Origin of the sequence: Pandoraea sp. E26, assembly GCF_000681415.1 — a bacterium.
Classification (GTDB): Bacteria; Pseudomonadota; Gammaproteobacteria; order Burkholderiales; family Burkholderiaceae; genus Pandoraea; species Pandoraea pnomenusa.
In genome coordinates this window covers 17,394-36,922 of record NZ_AYXJ01000050.1, presented here as the reverse complement: position 1 = coordinate 36,922, position 19,529 = coordinate 17,394, and the positions used below count along the sequence as shown (strand labels likewise).

General features: G+C 65.1%; 14 protein-coding genes and 1 pseudogene. 9 read left to right on the top strand and 6 right to left on the bottom strand.

Annotation, left to right across the window (positions count from 1 at the left end):
* Nucleotides 1–176: 176 nt before the first annotated feature.
* The 5 genes from W930_RS0124620 (at nucleotide 177) to W930_RS0124600 (ending at nucleotide 7,559) form a co-directional block, all read left to right on the top strand.
* Nucleotides 177–1,079 (top strand): transporter substrate-binding domain-containing protein, encoded by a 903-nt coding sequence (locus W930_RS0124620; protein WP_023871823.1) that lies wholly within the window; start codon nucleotides 177–179, stop codon nucleotides 1,077–1,079.
* 103 nt (nucleotides 1,080–1,182) lie between these two features.
* Entirely contained in the window at nucleotides 1,183–1,911 is a 729-nt protein-coding gene (locus tag W930_RS0124615; RefSeq protein WP_023595132.1) for an aspartate/glutamate racemase family protein, read from the top strand.
* A 533-nt stretch (nucleotides 1,912–2,444) separates the two neighbouring features.
* Complete coding sequence (locus tag W930_RS28790; protein ID WP_158516341.1) at nucleotides 2,445–4,217, top strand: bifunctional diguanylate cyclase/phosphodiesterase; 1,773 nt, start codon at nucleotides 2,445–2,447, stop codon at nucleotides 4,215–4,217.
* A gap of 18 nt (nucleotides 4,218–4,235) precedes the next feature.
* On the top strand, nucleotides 4,236–5,738 hold the full coding sequence (locus W930_RS28785) for an HDOD domain-containing protein (protein WP_023595130.1): 1,503 nt from the start codon (nucleotides 4,236–4,238) through the stop codon (nucleotides 5,736–5,738).
* Nucleotides 5,739–6,188: 450 nt separating this feature from the next.
* Nucleotides 6,189–7,559 carry a nucleobase:cation symporter-2 family protein gene (locus tag W930_RS0124600; RefSeq protein ID WP_023595129.1) on the top strand — a complete coding sequence of 457 codons (1,371 nt, stop codon included), beginning with the start codon at nucleotides 6,189–6,191 and terminating at the stop codon, nucleotides 7,557–7,559.
* A gap of 51 nt (nucleotides 7,560–7,610) precedes the next feature.
* On the opposite strand, the gene W930_RS0124595 is transcribed toward W930_RS0124600, so the two are convergent.
* Genes W930_RS0124595 through imuA form a run of 3 tightly spaced genes read right to left on the bottom strand, consistent with a single transcriptional unit; the run spans nucleotide 7,611 to nucleotide 13,551 of the window.
* Complete coding sequence (locus W930_RS0124595) at nucleotides 7,611–10,985, bottom strand: error-prone DNA polymerase (protein WP_023595128.1); 3,375 nt, start codon at nucleotides 10,983–10,985, stop codon at nucleotides 7,611–7,613.
* 21 nt (nucleotides 10,986–11,006) lie between these two features.
* Entirely contained in the window at nucleotides 11,007–12,722 is a 1,716-nt protein-coding gene (locus tag W930_RS0124590; protein ID WP_023595127.1) for a DNA polymerase Y family protein, read from the bottom strand.
* Complete coding sequence (gene imuA, locus W930_RS30300) at nucleotides 12,652–13,551, bottom strand: translesion DNA synthesis-associated protein ImuA (protein ID WP_024788854.1); 900 nt, start codon at nucleotides 13,549–13,551, stop codon at nucleotides 12,652–12,654. The genes W930_RS0124590 and imuA overlap by 71 nt, the downstream gene beginning before the upstream one ends.
* A 245-nt stretch (nucleotides 13,552–13,796) precedes the next feature.
* On the opposite strand from imuA, the gene W930_RS0124580 reads away from it, so the two are divergent.
* The 4 genes from W930_RS0124580 to W930_RS0124565 all read left to right on the top strand — a co-directional run bounded on the left by W930_RS0124580 (nucleotide 13,797) and on the right by W930_RS0124565 (nucleotide 17,194).
* Nucleotides 13,797–15,107: an Nramp family divalent metal transporter gene (locus W930_RS0124580; RefSeq protein ID WP_023595125.1), complete on the top strand. Its 1,311-nt coding sequence runs from the start codon at nucleotides 13,797–13,799 to the stop codon at nucleotides 15,105–15,107.
* Between the two features lie 124 nt (nucleotides 15,108–15,231).
* Nucleotides 15,232–15,981, top strand: a complete 750-nt coding sequence (locus W930_RS0124575; protein ID WP_080685331.1) for a CsgG/HfaB family protein — start codon at nucleotides 15,232–15,234, stop codon at nucleotides 15,979–15,981.
* Nucleotides 15,982–16,151: 170 nt separating this feature from the next.
* Nucleotides 16,152–16,532, top strand: a complete 381-nt coding sequence (locus W930_RS0124570) for a DUF4810 domain-containing protein (RefSeq protein ID WP_023595123.1) — start codon at nucleotides 16,152–16,154, stop codon at nucleotides 16,530–16,532.
* A complete protein-coding gene (locus W930_RS0124565; RefSeq protein ID WP_023871829.1) occupies nucleotides 16,529–17,194 on the top strand; it encodes a DUF799 domain-containing protein in 666 nt (221 codons plus the stop codon). The genes W930_RS0124570 and W930_RS0124565 overlap by 4 nt, the downstream gene beginning before the upstream one ends.
* Before the next feature lie 424 nt (nucleotides 17,195–17,618).
* Here W930_RS0124565 and W930_RS29915 read toward each other — a convergent pair whose 3' ends face one another.
* From W930_RS29915 to W930_RS28770, 3 genes and pseudogenes are all read right to left on the bottom strand, one after another.
* On the bottom strand, nucleotides 17,619–17,759 hold the full coding sequence (locus W930_RS29915) for a DUF3563 family protein (RefSeq protein ID WP_023595121.1): 141 nt from the start codon (nucleotides 17,757–17,759) through the stop codon (nucleotides 17,619–17,621).
* Nucleotides 17,760–18,322: 563 nt separating this feature from the next.
* Nucleotides 18,323–18,712 (bottom strand): annotated as a pseudogene (gene cueR, locus W930_RS30295) (Cu(I)-responsive transcriptional regulator); the annotation flags it as partial.
* Between the two features lie 7 nt (nucleotides 18,713–18,719).
* Nucleotides 18,720–19,526, bottom strand: a complete 807-nt coding sequence (locus W930_RS28770; RefSeq protein WP_023871831.1) for an endonuclease/exonuclease/phosphatase family protein — start codon at nucleotides 19,524–19,526, stop codon at nucleotides 18,720–18,722.
* Nucleotides 19,527–19,529: the final 3 nt, after the last annotated feature.

The window sequence follows — 19,529 nt, the reverse complement described above, 5'->3', positions numbered from 1 at the left end:
ACGACCATAGCAGGCCGCCCGGCCGGCGATGCAGGCAGCGCCGGGTGTGAGACGTCAGGTACCTCTCTCCCACGGGGAAAACGCGGGAAGACGTGTCGAGTTGTATCAGTGTGTTTGGGTTTGACATTCCAACGGCGCGGACCACCGTGCCATTCACTTCCGATAGGACAGAGACCATGAAGAAGCTGTTTGCTCCCCTGCTGCTCGTCAGCGCTGCTGCCGCCCTGTTCGCGCAAACCGCGAGCGCGCAGGAACTCACGGGAACCCTCAAGAAGATCAAGGACACCGGCGTGATCGCCCTCGGGGTGCGCGAGTCGTCGATTCCGTTCTCGTATACGGACAACAACGGCAAGACCATCGGGTACTCCCAGGAAATCGCGCTCAAGATCGTCGACGCGGTCAAGAAAGAGCTCAACATGCCGAACCTGAAGGTGACGGAGACGCCGATCACCTCGCAGAACCGTATCGCCCTGATGCAGAACGGCACCATCGATCTGGAATGCGGCTCGACCACGCACACGTTCGAGCGCGCCAAGCAGGTCGGCTTCTCGCACAACATCTTCCTGTATTCGATCAAGATGATCGCCAAGAAGGGTTCGGGTATCACTGACCTGAACAGCCTGAAGGGCAAAACCATCTCCACGACCGCCGGCACGACCGCCGACCGCATTCTGTCGGGCAAGAAGGGCGAGATCGGCTTCAACCTGATTCAGACGAAGGAACACTCCGACGGCTTCCTGACGGTCAAGCAGGGGCGCGCCGTGGCGTTCGTGATGGACGAGCCGCTGCTCTACGGTCAGCGTGCCTCGCTGTCCGCGGACGAAGGCAAGAACTATGAGATCGTCGGCCCGAACCTCCAGTTCGAGAACTACGCCTGCATGTTGCGCAAGGACGATCCGGCGTTCACCAAGGTCGTGGACACGACCATCGCCAGCATGGAAAAGTCGGGCGAGATGACCAAGCTCTACGACAAGTGGTTCACCCAGCCGGTGCCGCCGAAGGGTCAGAACATGAACTATCCGATGACCGCGGAAATGAAGGCCATGTTCAAGGATCCGATCACCAAGGCTTACGACTGATCCTGAAGGACGGCGCGTCGTGCAGGGGCCTGCGCCCCTGTGCCGCCCTGCCCGGCGCCCGATCCCGTCTGACCGCAGCCTTCCCCTCCTGATTGTCATCACCATGAATTCGCACGCCACGCTCGGTATCCTGGGCGGCATGGGCCCCGCCGCCGGTATCGACCTCTGCCGCAAGATCGTCGATCAACATCCGGCCAGCCGGGATCAGGATCACATCCCGTTCATCCTCTACTCGGTGCCGCAGATCCCCGACCGCACCGAAGCCCTGCTGCACGACGGCGCCTCCCCGCTCGACGGCATGCTCGACGGCGTGCACGCGCTCGAGCAATCCGGCGCCGGCTGCATCGCCATTGCCTGCAATACCGCGCATGCGTGGCTCGACGCCCTGCGACATCGCACCCGCCTGCCCGTGCTCGACGTGGTCGAGGCCGTCGCGGGCGAATTGTCCTCCTGCGTCGCGCCCGGGTCGCCCATCGGGCTGATGGCCACGGAAGGCACGCACCACGCCAATGTCTACCGCCCTCGGCTCGAAGCACTCGGTTACCGGTTTGCCTCGGCGGCCGAACCGCTCGCCCATCAGGCGCTCGTGAACGAAGGCATCCGCCTCACCAAGGCCGGTGACGTGCGTCGCGGCGGCGAAGCGCTTGCCATGGCGATGGAGCAACTGCTCGCCGCCGGGGCGCAGCGTGTCATTCTCGGCTGCACCGAGATTCCGGTGGCGCTCGCGACCTGCGAGACTCCCCTCGGCCGCTTCGGCCTCGATGCCTCGGCCGCCCTCGCCCGCGCGTGCATCGCGTGGTCGCTCGCGCACGAAAACCCAGTAGCAGCGTAGGGGCATTCACCCGCGGGAACCCCACCGCCACCAGGCCACCGCGCTGCCGCGCTCCGTCGGCGGCGTTGCCGACGTCGTGCATTGCGGGCATCATCGGCTCGCCCGCCAGCGGCGATGTTGCGCCGCTGGCACGAAATTCACGAGATTGCCGGGCCCGCAAACACCTCGCGCCCGAGTCGACTTGGCGCTCGCGAACGGTGCTCATCGGCGCGCGTCGGCAATCGCGTGCGCCCAAGGCGCCGTCCGACGTGCGTTTGCGGCCAGGCCCACGGCACGGCATCGGTCTGACGCCCCATGTCCATGCAGGAAAAAACCGGCTTGCCTTGTCAGAAAAAAACCCACAAGCCCAAACCTGTGGAAAGCGGCATGAAACGAGGGTTGCGGCCACCAAAATCGCTGGCGTCTTTGGCTATAATGGCCCACAATCCATCGGACACCTGCCGGACCGACGTCCGGCCATGAGCGCGTTTGCCTTAACGGGGAAGCACATGAGCAGCAGCGCGCTCGACGTGATGCATGCACAGACAACAACAATGAGTTCAGATCGACTCCCAGCCGGCGTGCCCCTGGTCGAACCTTCGACCCTGACGCCGGCCATCGCCGAGACCCAGGTCTCGGTGCCGGCCCCGGCGCTGTCCCGGGCGCTGGTCGAGCTGACCGGCGGACTCTCGGCGCATGTCGCTGCCGACGGCCGTTTTCTTTTCATTGCCGAGACTTCCCTGCGCCTGCTCGAATACTCGCGCGAGTATATCGACCACGCCACGCTTTTCGAGCTCACCGGCATCGAAGACGTGCCGCTGCTGCAAGACGCCTTCTCCGCCGCCCAGACGCTTGGTCCCCAGCAGTGCACGGTTCGTCTGCTGCGCGGCCTGACCGACCGGGTCTGGATGCGCCTGCGCATCGCCCAGTACACCCCGCGCATTGCCGGCGCGGGCGCGACGTTCCTCGTCCATGGCGAAGACATCACCGCCTTCAAGGAAAACGAGGCGCGTCTTTCCGATCTGGCCGTGCGCGACGCGGTGACCGGTCTGGGCAATCGTCAGTACATCCAGCAGTGCATCGTCGACGCGATTCAGCATGCGCGCGAGGGCGGTCCGAACTTCGCGGTCGCCCTGCTCGACCTGGACGGTTTCAAGAAGGTCAACGATTCGCTCGGCCACGACGTGGGCGATCAATTGCTGCGCGACGCCGGGCAGCGCCTGATCGCGCAGATCCGCGACACGGACATGGCCGCGCGCATGGGCGGCGACGAGTTCGTGCTGGTGCTGCCGGGCTGCGACAATGAACAGGCGCTCGGCGGGATCATGAAGCGGTTGCTCTCGGCGGTGCAACAGCCGTTCCAGGTCGGCGACCAGTTGTTGCACCTGACCACGAGCATCGGCGTATCGTTTTATCCGCAGCACGGCGACTCGGCCGGCCTGCTCATCAAGCACGCCGACGCCGCCATGTACTGCGCCAAGGATCGCGGCCGCAACGGGTTGTTTATCTACACGGACGATCTGGGCGACCTGCATCGCAAGGCGTTCTCGCTGGAATCGGCCATGTTCGAGGCGATTCACAACGGCGAGTTCAGCCTGCATTACCAACCGATCTGCGACCCCATCACGTTGAACGTGAAAGGGGTCGAGGCACTCATGCGCTGGCATCCGGCGCTGGGCCCGGTCTCGCCGGCGGAATTCATTCCGCTGGCCGAAGCCAACGGTCTGATCAATTTGCTCGGCGGCTGGGCCTTGCGCGCGGCCTGCATGCAACTCGCGCGCTGGGATCGCACCCGGCTCGACGGGATTTACATGTCGGTCAACGTCTCGGCGCAGCAGTTTCACCATCCCTCGTTCCCGAGCCTGGTCTGGCAGGCGATTGCCGATTCGGGCGTGGAAGGCCACCGGCTGGTCCTCGAAATTACCGAGAGCGTGCTCATGCGCGATCCGGAGCAGGCCAATCTGGTGCTGCGCGAGTTGCAGACGCTTGGCGTGCGCTTTGCCGTCGACGATTTCGGCGCGGGCTATTCGAGTCTGGGATACCTCAAGCGCTTCCCGCTCTCGTCGCTCAAGATCGATCGCAGCTTCGTGAAAGACATGCCCACGTCACCGAACGACCGTACGATCGTGACCGCGGTCCTCGGACTGGCACGCGAGCTCGGACTGTCGGCGATCGCCGAGGGCGTCGAGACGGAAGAACAACGGCAGATGCTGATTGATCGCGGCTGCCATTCCATCCAGGGCTGGCTGGTGTCGAAAGCCCTGCCCGCGGGAGAACTCGAGGCGGCCTTTGCGAGCGGGCGCCTCCATGTGGATGCCGGCCACTGACCGGACAACCCCGCCACCATGAGTCTGACCAAAGAAAAAACGCTCGAACTGTTATGGCAGCGCATGGCCGAGCGCGGCGACTTCCCGTCGCTGCAGCGCTCGGTCACGGGCATTGTGTCCGCCATGCAAAGCGAGAACACGAGTACCGCCGATCTGGCGTCGTCGGTGCTCTCCGATTTCGCGCTCACGCAGAAAGTGATCCGCCTGGCCAACTCCGCCATGTATGCGCCGTTCGGCTGCAACGTGACGACGGTCTCGCGCGCGATCATGATTCTCGGCGTCGATACGATCGGCCACCTCGCCCTGAGTCTCAAGCTGCTCGAAGGCTTCGGCGAAGTCGCGGCGGGCCGCGACGACATGGCTCGCGAACTCGCGCGCGCCACGCTCGCGGGCGCGTTCGCGCGCGACATCACGTCCAAGAACGGCATTCGCGACGGCGAAGAGGCGGTCGTGTGCACGTTGCTGCATCACGTGGCGCGATTGCTGGTGACGTACTGCTTTCCCGACGAATGGGTGGAGATCCAGAGGCTCGCCGAGCAGCAAGGCATCAGCGACAGCGATGCCTGCGAACAGGTGCTGGCCATCTCGTTCCCGGAACTGTCCGAAGCGGCGGCCCGCAAGTGGGGGTTGCCCGAGTCGATCGCGACCAGCATGCGGCCGATCGACCTGGAAGGCGATGCGCCGCTCTCGCACGCCGACTGGCTGTGCGCGGTGGCCAACATGTCCAACGAAATGGTGACCGAGCTCACGCGCGGCGCCGACCCGGCGCGTCTGGCCGAGCTGGCGGAGCGTTACGCGGACCGTCTGGCGCTGGACGTCGGCGAAGTCGTCTCGGTGGGCGAAGAGATGGCGCGCGACACGAGCCATCAGGAATTCATCGCGATCAGCACCGGTGCGTCGAACTCGCGCCAGCCGCCGGCCGGCAAGCCGCTGGACGCGGCACGCCGCCTGGCCGACGGCCTCTCCGAAGTGCGTGCCGCCACCGGCGAGACGGATGCCGTGGGCCTGCTCAACCTGACGCTCGAGGCGATCCTGCAGTCGCTGGGCTTCGTGAATTGCGCCGCTTTCGTGCGTTCGCCGGCCAACAAGGTCTTCGAGATGCGATTCGGCATCGGACGCGACGTGCAGCCGCTGCTCGGGCTGGCGTTCCCCGAAGCGTTCGAGCCCGACGTCTTCCACCTTGCGCTGACCAACGGACGCGCCATCCTGATCGACAATGCGCGCGAGCCTCGCATCGTGGCGCGTATCCCGCTCTGGCACCGGCAGCACTTCGCCAATGTGAAGTCTTTCTTCCTGTTGCCGATTCGCCAGCGTAACCAGACCGTGGCCCTGCTCTACGGCGACTGGGGCGGTGCGCTTTGCGCGGGCGGCATCGGTGCGAAGGAAATGGAGTTTCTGCACCACATGGGTGACGAAATCTCCAGCAAGCTCGACAGCGTCGCCCAACGCAATGCCACTACGGGAAGCCACACCGGCGACGCGCTCGTGCGCAAGCCCTCCGGTACGACCGGCACGCGCTAGGACTGCTGGCGCGGGGTCTGCGCGTCCGAGCGCCCAGGCGCTTGGGACGTCGGCGAACCCGCCGTTCGTGTCGCGCCGCCTCATACGCCAGACGCAATCTTTGGTATTTCAAAATCGATATATTGAGTCACTCGACAGTGCGCCCGGACGCTGTCGAATGGACCATTCCAACGCCGTCGGTCGCGTGCGCGATTGTGTCATCCGCACGCAGGCATGACGCCCCATGCCACGCCCGGCAAGGCGTTGCGCCCGACGCGCCATTGCCTCGCCGGCAGGCGTACCATGGCGACATACCGCAGTTTTTCGCCATGCCTGCACGTCGATTGCGGGCCTTGAAGGGATGATCGCCACGCGCAGCCTTTTTTTGACTGCACTCGCTGCCCCCCGGTAAAAAATTTACGCTCGGCTTCGCCTTGTAAATCTACGCATACCGTCGGATCAGGAGAAGACATGACGCAATCCGCTGCTGTGCCGGTGCACCCGGTCGATGAGCGCCTGCCGCTGCCCAAGTTGTTCACGCTGGGATTGCAACACGTGCTGGTGATGTATGCGGGCGCGGTCGCCGTGCCGCTGATCATTGGCGGAGCGCTGAAGATGTCGGTCGATCAGATTGCGTTCCTGATCAATGCCGATCTCTTCGCGTGCGGTATCGCCACGCTGATACAGACGCTCGGCCTCTGGATCTTCGGCCTTCGCCTGCCGATCATGATGGGCGTGACGTTTACGGCCGTCACCCCCATGATCGCGATCGGCACCAACCCCGAGCTCGGACTGCTCGACATTTACGGCGCGACCATCGCGGCAGGCGTGATCGGCATCTTCATTGCCCCCTTCATCGGCAAACTGCTGCGGCTCTTCCCGCCGGTTGTCACGGGCACGGTCATTACGGTGATCGGCATCTCGCTCATGGGTGTGGGCATCAACTGGGCGGCGGGCGGCTTCGGCAACCCCGACTATGGCAATCCGCTTTACCTCGGCGTGTCGTTCGCGGTGCTGCTGTGCATCCTGTTCATCACCAAATATGTTCGCGGCTTCTTCGCCAACATTGCCGTGTTGCTCGGCATTCTGTTCGGCACGATCGTGGCGGTCGTGCTCGGCAAGGTGTCGTTCGCCGGGGTGTCCGAGGCGCCGTGGTTCGGCTTCGTCATGCCCTTTCACTTCGGCATGCCGCGTTTCGATCCGATCGCCATCGCCACGATGACGCTGGTCATGCTCGTGACGTTCATCGAATCGACCGGCATGTTTCTCGCGGTAGGCGACATCGTCGGTCGCCCGGTCGATCAGAAGACGCTGGTGCGCGGGCTGCGCGTCGACGGACTGGGCACGGTCATCGGCGGGATCTTCAATACGTTTCCGTACACGTCGTTCTCGCAGAACGTCGGGCTCGTTGGCGTGACGGGAGTGAAAAGCCGCTGGGTGTGCGCGACGGGCGGGCTGATCCTGATCGTGCTCGGACTGTTTCCGAAGGTGGCGCACGTGGTGGCATCGGTGCCGCAATTCGTGCTGGGCGGTGCGGGCATCGTGATGTTCGGCATGGTCACGGCCACAGGCATCAAGATCCTCTCGAAGGTGGATCTTTCGAAGAATCGCTACAACCTCTACATCATCGCCATCAGCATCGGCGTGGGGATGATTCCCGTGGCGTCGGACAAGTTCTTCATGAAGCTGCCGCACGCGTTCGCGCCGTTCTTTCACAGCGGCATTTTGCTCGCCTCGATCAGCGCCGTGCTGCTCAACGCTCACTTCAACGGCCTGCGCAGCGAGGAAGAGGCCAGTGCACTCGCTCAGGAGGCGGGCAAGCAAGCCGACGCCGCCCATTGAACCGACGTGCCGGAGGCGTGCATCACGCCTCGGTGAACTGGCGAAATCGTGTCAGTGAAAGTTCCGACTCGAGATCGTGAGCTCGCCGAGCATCGACGAGAGATCGACCAGGCGATGCGCCACCAGATGGGTCACACGCTCCTCGCGCTGCCACACGCCTTCCACCCCCAGCAAGGACGACGCCAGCAGTTCCTTGCGCTGCGATTCGACCAGGTCCGGCCAGACAATCACATTGATCACGCCAGTCTCGTCTTCCAGCGAGACGAACACCGTGCCATTGGCCGTGCCGGGACGCTGGCGCCCCGTCACGATGCCTGCCGTTCGCACGCGTCGGCCGTTGACGCCCTCGGCCTGCAACTCCCTTGCCGTTCGCACGCGCATTCTCGCGAGTTTCTCGCGTAGCAACAGCAACGGGTGACGCCGCAGTGTCAACCCCGTGCTCGCATAATCGGCCACGATGTCCTGCCCCTCGGGCATCGCCGGCAACGCCACCTGCTCGTCGGCACTGCCCGGCAGCGCGTCGCGCAGGACCGTTGCGCCCAGCAGCGGCGTGGGCGGCTGCCACGCCGCCACCGCCCAGCGCGCCTGACGGCGCCCGCCCAACAAGGCCGACAATGCATCGGCCGCCGCCAGCGCATCGAGATCGCGTCGCGACAACGCCGCGCGAGCGGTCAGATCGTCGATGTCGGTAAACGGGCGCTGCCGCCGCGCCTGCTCGATCGCTTTCGCGCCCGCCTCCGACAGGCCCTTGACCAACGACAGCCCAAGCCGCACCGCCGGGCGCCGGGCATTGCCGTATCGCCCGACCCTCGCCTCGGGACGCGAATCGACATCGCTCACACAGACATCGACCGCCCGCACCTCGACACGATGCCGGCGCGCATCCTGCACCAGTTGCGACGCCGAATAGAACCCCATCGGCAAACTGTTGAGCAACCCGCACAGGAACATCTCCGGCGCATGGCACTTGAGCCACGCACTGGCATACGCGAGCAACGCGAAACTCGCCGCATGGCTTTCGGGGAACCCGTATTCGCCGAAGCCCTCGATCTGTCGGCAGATGGCTTCGGCGAATTCGAGCGGATAGCCGTTTTTCTGCATCCCGCCGATGATGCGTGTCTGGAATTTCTCGAGCCCGCCCTTGCGCTTCCATGCGGCCATCGAGCGGCGTAACTGATCGGCATCGCCGGGCGAGAAGTCGGCGGCGATCATCGCGATCTGCATGACCTGCTCCTGAAAGATCGGCACGCCCAACGTGCGCTCGAGCGCCGCCTTGATCTCCTCGCGCGGATAGATCACCTCCTCCTTGCCCTGCTTGCGGCGCAGATACGGATGCACCATGCCGCCCTGAATCGGCCCCGGCCGCACGATCGCCACTTCGATCACGAGATCGTAGAACTTGTCCGGCTTGAGCCTCGGCAGCATGCTCATCTGCGCCCGCGACTCGATCTGGAAAACGCCCACGGTATCGGCCCGGCGAATCATCCCGTACGTTGCCGGGTCGTCGCGCGGAATATCGGCCAGCTCCATCGGCTTGCCCCGCCATTCGCCCAGCAGGTCGAGCGTACGGCGCAACGCGCTCAGCATGCCAAGCGCCAGCACGTCGACCTTGAGCAGCTTGAGCGTCTCGATGTCGTCCTTGTCCCATTGGATGACGTAACGATTCTCCATCGCCGCCGGTGCGATCGGCACGAGCCGCGAGAGTCTGTCGCGCGAGATCACGAAACCACCGACGTGCTGTGACAGATGCCGCGGAAAGCCGATCAGCCGCGCCACCAGATCGGCCCACAGCCGCGTGGTCGGCGCATCGGGCGACAACCCCTGTGTCGCCATGCGCGCGAGCAGATTCTCGCGCCCGTCCCACCACTGCTGGCTCTGCGCCACCTGCTCGACGATCGACAGATCGATGCCGAGCGCCCGCCCGACATCGCGAACCGCGCTGCGCATGCGATAGGAAATCACCGTCGCGGCCAGCGCCGCCCGGTCGTTGCCGTACTTGTTGTAGATGTACTGGATGACGATCTCGCGCTTCTGATGCTCGAAGTCGACATCGATATCGGGAGGCTCGTTGCGCTCCTTCGACAGAAAGCGACCGAAGAGCAACTGCACTTCGTCGGGATTGACGGCCGTGATGTGCAGGCAATAGCACACCGCCGAGTTGGCCGCCGACCCACGCCCCTGGCACAGGATGTTCTGACTGCGGGCAAAGCGCACGATGTCGTACACCGTCAGAAAGTACGGCTCGTACTCGAGATCCCGAATGAGCGCCAGTTCGCTCTCTATCAGGTCGCGAACCTTTTGCGGCACGCCATGCGGATAGCGCCGCTTCGCGCCCGCCTCGACTTCCTGACGCAGGTAGGTCTGCGGGGTATGACCGGCGGGCACCAGCTCCTCGGGATACTCGTAACGCAGGCTGCGCAGATCGAAATGGCACCGGGAAGCGATGGCAATCGTCTCGGCCAGGGCCTCGGCCGGATAGCGCCATGCGAGCCGCAACCGTGTGCGCAGATGCTGCTCGGCGTTGGCCGCCAGTGCCAGCCCGCAGGCCTGCACCGGCTTGCCCAGTCCGATGGCCGTGAGCGTGTCCTGCAACGGCTTGCGCGAGCGCACATGCATGAGAACGTGGCCGGTGGCAACGAGCGGCACGCCGCATTCGGCGCCGATCGTGCGCAGCCGTGCCAGATGCGCGTCATCGTCGGCGCGGTGCCGCCGCTCGAGCGCGAGCCAGACACGCCCCTCGCCAAACGTCTGCCTTGCCCAACGCGTCTGGGCCAGCGTGCACTCGACACTCGCGTCGGGGTCGGGCACGAGAATGATCAGGCAGCCCGGCAGCCCCCGCAAATGGGCCTGCCCGGCGTGCGGCGCACTGAAGTCTCGCGGGTGCAGGCGATAACTGCGGTTCGGCCCGCGCATGCGCCCCAGCGTGATCATCTCGGAAAGGTTGCCGTAACCGTCGCGATGCTGCGCAAGTGCCACGAGATGAAGAGTTCCCAGGCGATCCGGATCCTGTCCCGAGGTGTCGATGCCGGCGGGCGCCAGCGGCGCGCGGGCCGGCACCGGCTCGGCCGCTTGCGGTGCCTGAGGCGTCAGGCGAAACTCGCTGCCCACGATCAGCGACATCGACGGATGTTTCACCACCTCGGCCAACGCGCGCACCACGCCGGCCAGCGAGCACTCGTCGGTGATCGCCAGCGCGGTGTAGCCCAGATGTGCAGCGCGCGCGATCAACTCCTCCGGATGCGACGCACCGCGCTGAAACGAGAAGTTCGACAGGCAATGCAGTTCGGCATAGGCGGGCAGACCGCCGTCGTCCGTCTCGCGCGAAGCGGCCGCAGCGGACGCAGCGGCACTGTCATCGGCACCGTCGTCATTGGCGGCCAGCCCCTCGGTAGGCCCTTGCCATGGCAGAAAATCGTCGACATTCATAGCAGAACGGTCTCGTCGAATTCAACCGAACAAGCCATGCAAATACCACGCGGCGTCCGCCCCCTTCACGGGACGCTCGCGAAACACCCACAGCAGCGCCCCTGTGGTGTCCGCGGCGATGAAGTAGTCGCGCGTGACCGTTCCCGGCGCCCACCAGCCGGCCTCGATGCGCTCCGGGCCGCTCACCAGTTGCAACACGCCCTGCCGCCACGGACGCTCCTCGTGCACGCGCAACCGCTGAGGCGTATCGAGCAGCCACACCGGACGCGGCGGGACCGGCACCTCCCGCGTCGGCAGATGGCGACTCGCATCGGGCGTCGCGCGTTTGCCGACGGATGCCTGACCGGATGCCGCGGGCGAGCCGTAGGGCTCACTGACGCAGGCCGCCTCCGGGCGGTGATCGCCGCGCACGTGCAAACGCCTCACGTGTTCATCGCCCAGCCGCGCCGTCACGCGTTCCATCAGTTGCACGAAGTCCTGCCGGGCGCGTCCCGGCTCGGGCAGCAACGATCCGCTTTGCGGTTCATGCCGGGCCGTTTGCGTGACGTCGAGCCGCAAGGTCAACACCGGCGCGACCAGCGGCGCACGGGCCAGTCGTTCCTTGCACAGCGACAGCAGGTGCGCGGGCGCGGCGCTCGGCTCGGCCAGGCGAATATCGAAACGTGTCGGCGCCAGAGTCTGCCGGCCAAGCGGCTCGTGCTCCAGCACCAGCGTGAGCGCGCGCGTGGCCAGTTGCCCGGACGCAAGCCACCCGGTGAGCTGGGCCAGCAGACGGCGCAGGCCGAAGAGCAGCACCTCGACGTCATGTGTGAGTGACGGCAGCGGCAGCACGGCCTCGAAATGGGGCGGCGCACGGTACCAGGCCGGTGCCTCCGGTGTCTCGCCATACGCGCGGGAAAGCGCCGCCAGCAGTTCGGCGCCGCAGCGCCGTCGCACGCCGGGCGCAGGCAATGCCCGCAATTCGCCCAACGTCGCACACCCGATCTGTGCGAGCCAGTCGAGCCACGGCTGCGCCTCGGGCACCCATGCCACCGACAGCGAGTCGAGCTGTTGCGGCAGCGCCCGCTCGTCTGGCGGCAACAATGGCTCGCCGCGCCATGCGGATGCCAGCGGCATCGCCGTCTCCGCAGAAGTTCTCGTGGCTACCGCCTGCCGGGCTTCCCCGGGCGCGATCGAGCGGCGCGACGCTCGCGTCTGCATGGCGGCCTGCATCTGCCGCGGTGTCGGCGCCTGCGAGTCCGCCTGCGAGTCGACAGGCAGCGGCACCGCCTCGCCGGCACGCGCCTCGCCGGCACGCGCGAGCAACGCCGCCGCACCGGCCGTCGCGGCAATGCCGAGCGACGCCCGGTGCCCGAGCGCCTCGGCGCTCTCGAATACCTGCGCGGCAAGCGAGGCCAGCCCGCCGAACAAGCGCAGGCTCGGGGCCACGTCGATCAGCACGCACTGTGGCGAGGCAATGGCAACGTCGGGGCCGAAACGCAGCAACGCGAGCGCCAGCGCCTCGAGTGCAACTCGCTCGGCCGCTTCGTCGCGATCATGGAATCGCGCCTGCGGCAACAGCGCCAACACCCCGCCGCGACGCATGCCGTTTTGCACGCCCGCCGCCCGTGCCGCCTCGCCGGCCTGCCAGACGCGCGACTGCGCGAGCACGACCGTCGTCTGCGCGTCAGCCGGCGTGAACGACGCGGCGATCTCGAGCGCCAGATACGGCAGATGCAGGGCGATCCAGCAAGCCATGCGAGACTCCGGAAGCAGAAACGAAAGGCACCGTGGACGGTGCGGGCGAAGGCGCGGGATCGGGCGCCGCGGACACCGCCATCCCGTCGTCGGCGACATCGGCGGCTCCCGTGCCCCCCTGAGCAACACCAGCGTACGGGGCGGGCAGGCTCAGCCAGAGAGGTTCGAGCCGTGGCGGACCTCGACGCTTGTGAAACCGCACGCCGAGACGGCTCCCCTCGCCGACGCTCAGCCCCAGTCGCAACGGCGCCGCCGAAGCCGTGGCCGCCGCGGCGCAAGGACGCATCACCCAGGCCAGCGTTTGCGCGCCCCCCGCCGCGACCTGCAACCGCCGAATCTGTTCGGGTGTGGCCGCCGGGAGCCAGGTCAGCACCGCGCCGCAACACGCGCTCTTGAGCGCCTGCTCGGCGCACCAGAGCATGTCCCGGTCCTGCGCGCCGGCGGCCCCCGCCCCACGCACGCCACGCACACCACGCCGGCGCGCCCCCGCGCCTGCCGTGTCATGCACGGGACGCAGCACGACACTGAGCCAGCGCAAATCGATTCCCCAGCCGGCCAGCGCTGGCGCATACGGCAGCATCGGCGGCGCAATCACCATCACCGGCTTGCCCGCCTGCGTGAGATCGCGCAACGCCGGGGCGAGCAGCCGCCATTCACCGATCCCGGGACGATCGCTCAGCAACTCCGTCACCGCGCCATATGGCCATCCGGCGCCGGGCAACTCGGCGTCGAGCGCGGCAAAGCCGGAGGCGTGCCCCGCACGGTGGCAATGCGCCAGTTCACTGGCACGCCACAGCCCGGCAGGCAGGGAGGAAAGCGACAGGGTCATCACGCGTCGAAATACTGTATGAATGTACAGTATAACAGTTCACCCGTCATTGACCAGAGATTCGTGATCGCATTTCCGGCGGCGCCCCTCACCGCTTACCCTTGTCCCCCGGTTCCTCGCCGCTCACCGCCCCCCTCCCGCCGCGATCCCGCTTGCGAGCCTGCGCACACCCGGCTAACGTTGCGGGATCGGACGAAACCCGTTGCCAACCGTTCTCATTTCCCGCTTCCCGCCTTTGCGCCTTCATGCCCCTGCCGACCACCGCCACCGCACCGTTCTGTCCCTCCGAAGTCAAAGGCAGCATCGTCATCGACGCACGCGACTCCCGCTGGCGCAAGCTCAAGCGCTTCGCCGGTCCCGGGCTGCTCATCGCCATCGGCTACATGGATCCCGGCAACTGGGCCACGGACATTCAGGCCGGCTCGCAATTCGGTTACTCCCTGCTCTGGGTCGTGGCAATGTCGAGTCTCGCCGCCATCTTTCTCCAGATGCTCGCGGCGCGGCTGGGACTCGTTGCCGGACGCGATCTCGCACAGGCCAGCTATGAACGGTACGGCCGCGCGGGACGTTTCGTGCAATGGATCACCGCCGAGATTTCGATCATCGCGTGCGATATCGCCGAAGTGCTCGGCTGCGCGCTGGCCTTCAAACTGCTGCTCGGCGTGCCGATCGCGTGGGGCATCGTGCTCACCGCGCTCGACACCATGATCGTGCTGGGCCTGCAAGGCAAAGGCTTCCGGCAGATCGAGGCCATTGTCTTCGGGCTGATCGGCACCATGGCATTCTGCTTCGTCGCGCAGGTCGCGATGGTGCCGCCCGACTGGCATGCGGTTGCCGCCGGACTCGTGCCCGGCGCCCCGAGCCACGACCGGCGCGATGCCATCGTGCTCGCGCTCGGCATTGTCGGCGCGACGATCATGCCGCACAACCTGTACCTGCATTCGTCGGTCGTGCAGACCCGGCGCGTGGTCGGCGGCAAGCGCGGCGACGTGCACGACACGCTCGCGCTGGTGCGCATCGATACGTGGGTTTCGCTCGTGATCGCCATGGGGGTGAATGCGGCGATCCTGATGCTTGCGGGTTCGGTGTTTCACGCCAGCGGCCAGACCAACGTCACCGATATCGAGCAGGCGTATCAACTCATCACGCCGATTGCCGGCAGTGCGGCCGCCTTCCTCTTCGGTATCGCCCTGCTCGCCTCGGGGCAAAGCTCGACGCTCACCGGCACCATCGCCGGTCAGGTCATCATGGACGGCTTCCTGCACCTGAAGATCCCGTGCTATCAGCGACGCCTGATCACGCGTGGGCTGGCGCTCGTGCCCGCGCTCGTCGGCGTGCTGTGGCTCGGCGACGGCGCCGTGGGCAAGCTGCTCGTCTGGAGTCAGGTGCTGCTCAGCCTGCAACTCCCGTTCGCCATGTGGCCGCTCATCCGCTCGGTGAGCGATCGCCGCGTGATGCGCGGCAACGCCATCGGACGCCCCACGCAAGTGGCGGCGTGGAGCCTGTTCGCCCTCATCACCGCCACCAACCTCCTGCTCGTCTTCGGTCTCGACTGAGGCGACCGAACGCGAGCATTTTTTGACATTCGGCAACGCCCTCACCGGCTCGCACGCGTGCTAACATCAGCACCCCTTACCAAATATCAGAACGAGAAGTCCGCAATTCCGGTAAGGCGATCAGATGCCCGCAGCAGGTCGACGCCACGAGACGTCGACCGCCGGGCGACAACACTACAAGGGGTTCACCGTGCAAAACAGGAAGTCCAGCGTCGCGCTGTTCAGCGCCGCCGTGCTCGCCGTCGGCGTGCTCGGCGGTTGCGCCACCGAAAGCTCGCGTACCGTGGAAGTCGCCAAGGTCGAGAGTGCCAGCCGTCCATTCGTCGGCGTGCGCACGCCGATCGCCGTCGGCAAGTTCGACAATCGTTCGGCATACATGCGAGGGGTGTTTTCCGATAACGTCGACCGCCTCGGCAGTCAGGCCAAGACGATCCTGATCACGCATCTGCAGCAAACCAACCGCTTCAACGTGCTCGACCGCGACAACATGGCCGAGATTCGCCAGGAAGCCGACATCAAGAAGACGCGGCAGACGCTCAAGGGTGCCGACTACGTCATCACCGGCGATGTCGTCGAGTTCGGCCGCAAGGAAGTGGGCGACAAACAGCTCTTCGGCATTCTCGGCCGAGGCCGCGAGCAGATCGCCTACGCCAAGGTCAATCTGAACGTGGTCGACATCGCCACGTCGGAAGTCGTCTTCTCGAGCGGTGGCGCGGGCGAGTTCGCGCTGTCGAATCGCGAGGTGATCGGCTTCGGCGGCACCGCCGGCTACGACTCCACGCTCAATGGCAAGGTCCTTGATCTGGCCATGCGCGAAGCGGTCAACAACCTGGTCGCCGGCATCGAAAGCGGTGCCTGGAAGCCCGGCAAGTAAGCCCACTCACGCCCCAAGCCTCTATTGATGCCGCATGTCGCGGCGCGTCGGTCGTGACGCGCACGCCGCGCGCCCGCGTACTCACGTAATCGCGTGATCGCGCGCACTTCTCGTGTGCGCGAGCGCGATGCACGACCACGCCGCGCCATGCCTGACAGGATTACTACGCCATGAATCGCAAGTTCTCGTTCGGCCGTGCCGCGCTCGCGGCCGCCGTGGGTGGCGCCGTCGTCACGTTGGTGACCGGCTGTGCCACGCCGCCCAAGCCGCTGTACGACTGGGAAAGCTATCAGCCACAGGTCTACGAATACTTCAAGGGAGAATCGAAGGAAGCGCAGATCATCGTGCTCGAGCGCGATCTCGAAAAGATCAAGGCCGGCAACCACGCCGCGCCCCCGGGCTATCACGCGCACCTTGGACTGCTCTACGCATCGGTCGGCAAGCCCGACAAAATGGTCGAGGAATTCCAGACCGAAAAGCAGTTGTTCCCCGAATCGGCCGGCTACATCGACTTCCTCCTCAAGAACAAGACCTCGGAGGCCAAACAATGATCGTCCGACTTTGCAAATGGATGGCCGTTGCGGCGCTCGCCGCCGCGATGACCGGGTGCGCCGTGCATCAGGCCAAGCCCTACGACTACACCGCGTTCAAGGAAAGCAAGCCGAAGTCGATTCTGGTGCTGCCGCCGCTCAACGAATCACCCGACATCGATGCCACCTACAGCGTGCTGTCGCAGGTGACGGTGCCGCTGGGCGAAGCCGGCTATTACGTGATGCCCGTCGCGCTGGTCGACGAGTCGTTCCGTCAGAATGGCTTGACGGTAGCCGGCGACATCCACCAGGTAAGCCCGGTCAAGCTGCGTGAGATCTTCGGCGCCGACGCCGCCCTCTATATCAAGATCAAGCAATACGGCACGAAGTACATGGTGCTCGACAGCGCGACCGTCGTCACGGTGTCAGCCGATCTCATCGACCTGCGCAACGGTGCCAAGCTCTGGAGCGGTGCCGCAAGTGCATCGAACAACGAGGGAGGCAACAACAGCGGCGGCGGCCTGATCGGCATGCTGATCACGGCAGCGGTCAAGCAGATCGTCAACAGCGTGTCGAACGCCGGTTACACGGTGGCGGGCACGGCGAACGCGCGTCTGCTGTCCGCCGGACACCCCAACGGCCTGCTGTACGGGCCGCGCTCGCCGAAGTACGGCACCGACTGACGCCGTACCTGAAGCGTATCCCGGGAGCCCCCTGCTCCCGGGCACCTCACCCGCATTGGGCGGGCATCGACACCCCCCCCCCAGCACATTGCCGATACGCCTGCCGACGGCGGGGACCTGAGCTGCGGCAATGGCGGGGGGCGGTGGAGGCAACGAAGCTGCCAGCGACGACGCGGCGACACGGCGACACGGCGACACGGCGACACAGCGACAAGGCGACACCGCGAGGTAAACGACAAAGCCCGCCAAGGTGGCGGGCTTTCGCGAACCAATTCCCGGAACAGCGAGATTTGGCATCCGGACTCACGGCGGGGCGCCGTCGCACGTCATCGCAACCGATGACGCGAATCGCCCGTTGGCCGATCGACTGATCTGATTGCGCCAGCGACGACCGTTCGTCCGAAAGGACTTCTTGCAGACTTGCTTAGTAACCGGCGGTTTCGATCGCGCGGATACGTTGTTCCAGCTCAATGATGTCCTTCGACTCAGCCAGGAACGCTTCACGACGACGACGCTCAGCAGTTTCAAACCAAGTGTTCACGACTTCAAACAGGGCGGCAAACATGACGTTTCTCCAGTTCATTTAGTGTGCTGCATCGCAGCAGTGCTTCGCATTATATAGGGTTTTCCCGGTAAGGGTTAGCCCCTATGTGCAAAAATCCCACAAAATCTGCTAGAGGCACGCTTCGAATCCAATTTATTCCATATAAATATTATAAAAATCAATTAGATAAAAAAATTCCACAGTCCCGACGACTGGCTTGCGGCACGGTGTCGCAGCGATCGATCAAAATTACGCAGACAAAAAAAAGCGCCGCTATTGCGGCGCGTCATGTTGCAACGGACGGTATGCGGCCCGAATTTTGGACCCGAGGGCGGTTCGCGGCCGATGTCCGGGTGATCCAATTACTTCTGCAGGCTGTGCAACGCCTTGCCATCCCCATCGCCTCCGGCCGCATTGGCGGGCGCCTTGGTGCCAGCGGTTCCCGTAGTATCTGCCGAGCCAGCGGTGCCGGCCGTGGCGGTTACGCCGGTAGCTGCGCCCTGCGCGAGCGCCGCTGGCTCATGAGCACAAGGTGACGCGCCTTCCGAGGAGCCGTCCGCCTTGCGATTCGGTGCCGACGACAACCCGGCCGCGGCAATACCTTCGAGAATCGGGCAGTCGGGACGATCGTCGCCGTGGCAGTGCTTCGCGAGATGCGAGAGCGTATCGCGCATCGCCACCAATTCCCCGATGCGCTGATTCAGCTCGTCGACGTGGGATTGCGCCAACGCCTTGACCTGGGCGCTGGACCGGTCGCGATCCTGCCAAAGGGCGAGCAATTGGCGAATCTGATCGATGCCGAAGCCCAATCGTCGGGCCTGACGGATGAAACGCAGAAGGTGCAGATCCTGCTCGCCATAGCGCCGGTAACCTGCCTCGGAGCGCGGGCTCGGGGGCATCAGGCCGATACTCTCGTAGTACCGGATCATCTTGGCGGTCACGCCGCTGGCCTGTGCCGCTTGTCCGATGTTCATGGCTGCCTCACTGGGGGGAACGAGGGTTGAACGACGGGGTATTGGAGCCGTTCACCGCCTCGTCGCCACCCGACGGCACGAGTCGGGCGCTGATCGGCGCGTGATCGGAGATCCGTGACCAGGGGCGACCGTGTAAAACCTGCGCCCCTTCAATATGAAAGCCGCGTGCGTAAATGCGGTCAAGTCGCAAAAGCGGCATTCCGCTCGGAAAACTCCGGGCAGGACGCCCCGCACTGTTCTGGAAAACCTCGGTCAGCGCCAGTTTCTCGGCCAGCAACCGATCGGCCTGATTGCTCCAGTCGTTGAAATCGCCCGCAATGATCAGCGGTGCATCCGCCGGAATGGCATCGGCAACGCGCTCGGTAAGCATCTCGAACTGGCGCCGACGGCCAGGCCCAGCCAGCGACAGGTGCACACACAGACAATGCAGGGGCTGTGCCAATCCCGGCACGGCGATCTCGCAATGAAGCATGCCCCGCTTCTCAAAACTATAGGTCGTGATGTCGTGATTGTCCGATTTCACGATCGGATAGCGACTGAGAATCGCATTGCCGTGATGCCCGTGCTCATAAACGACGTTGCGACCATACGCGTGATCGCGCCACATCGCCCCGGCCAGAAACTCGTGCTGCGGTTGCAGCGGCCAATCGGTATGGCGCAGGGCGTGTCTCTGATGCATGCCCTGCACTTCCTGCAGGAAAACGAGATCCGGCGCGAGCCCCTCCAACCCGGCGCGTAGTTCGTGAACGCGCAAGCGGTTGAACGCGGAAAATCCCTTGTGAATGTTGTAACTCGCGATATGCAGACTATTCATATT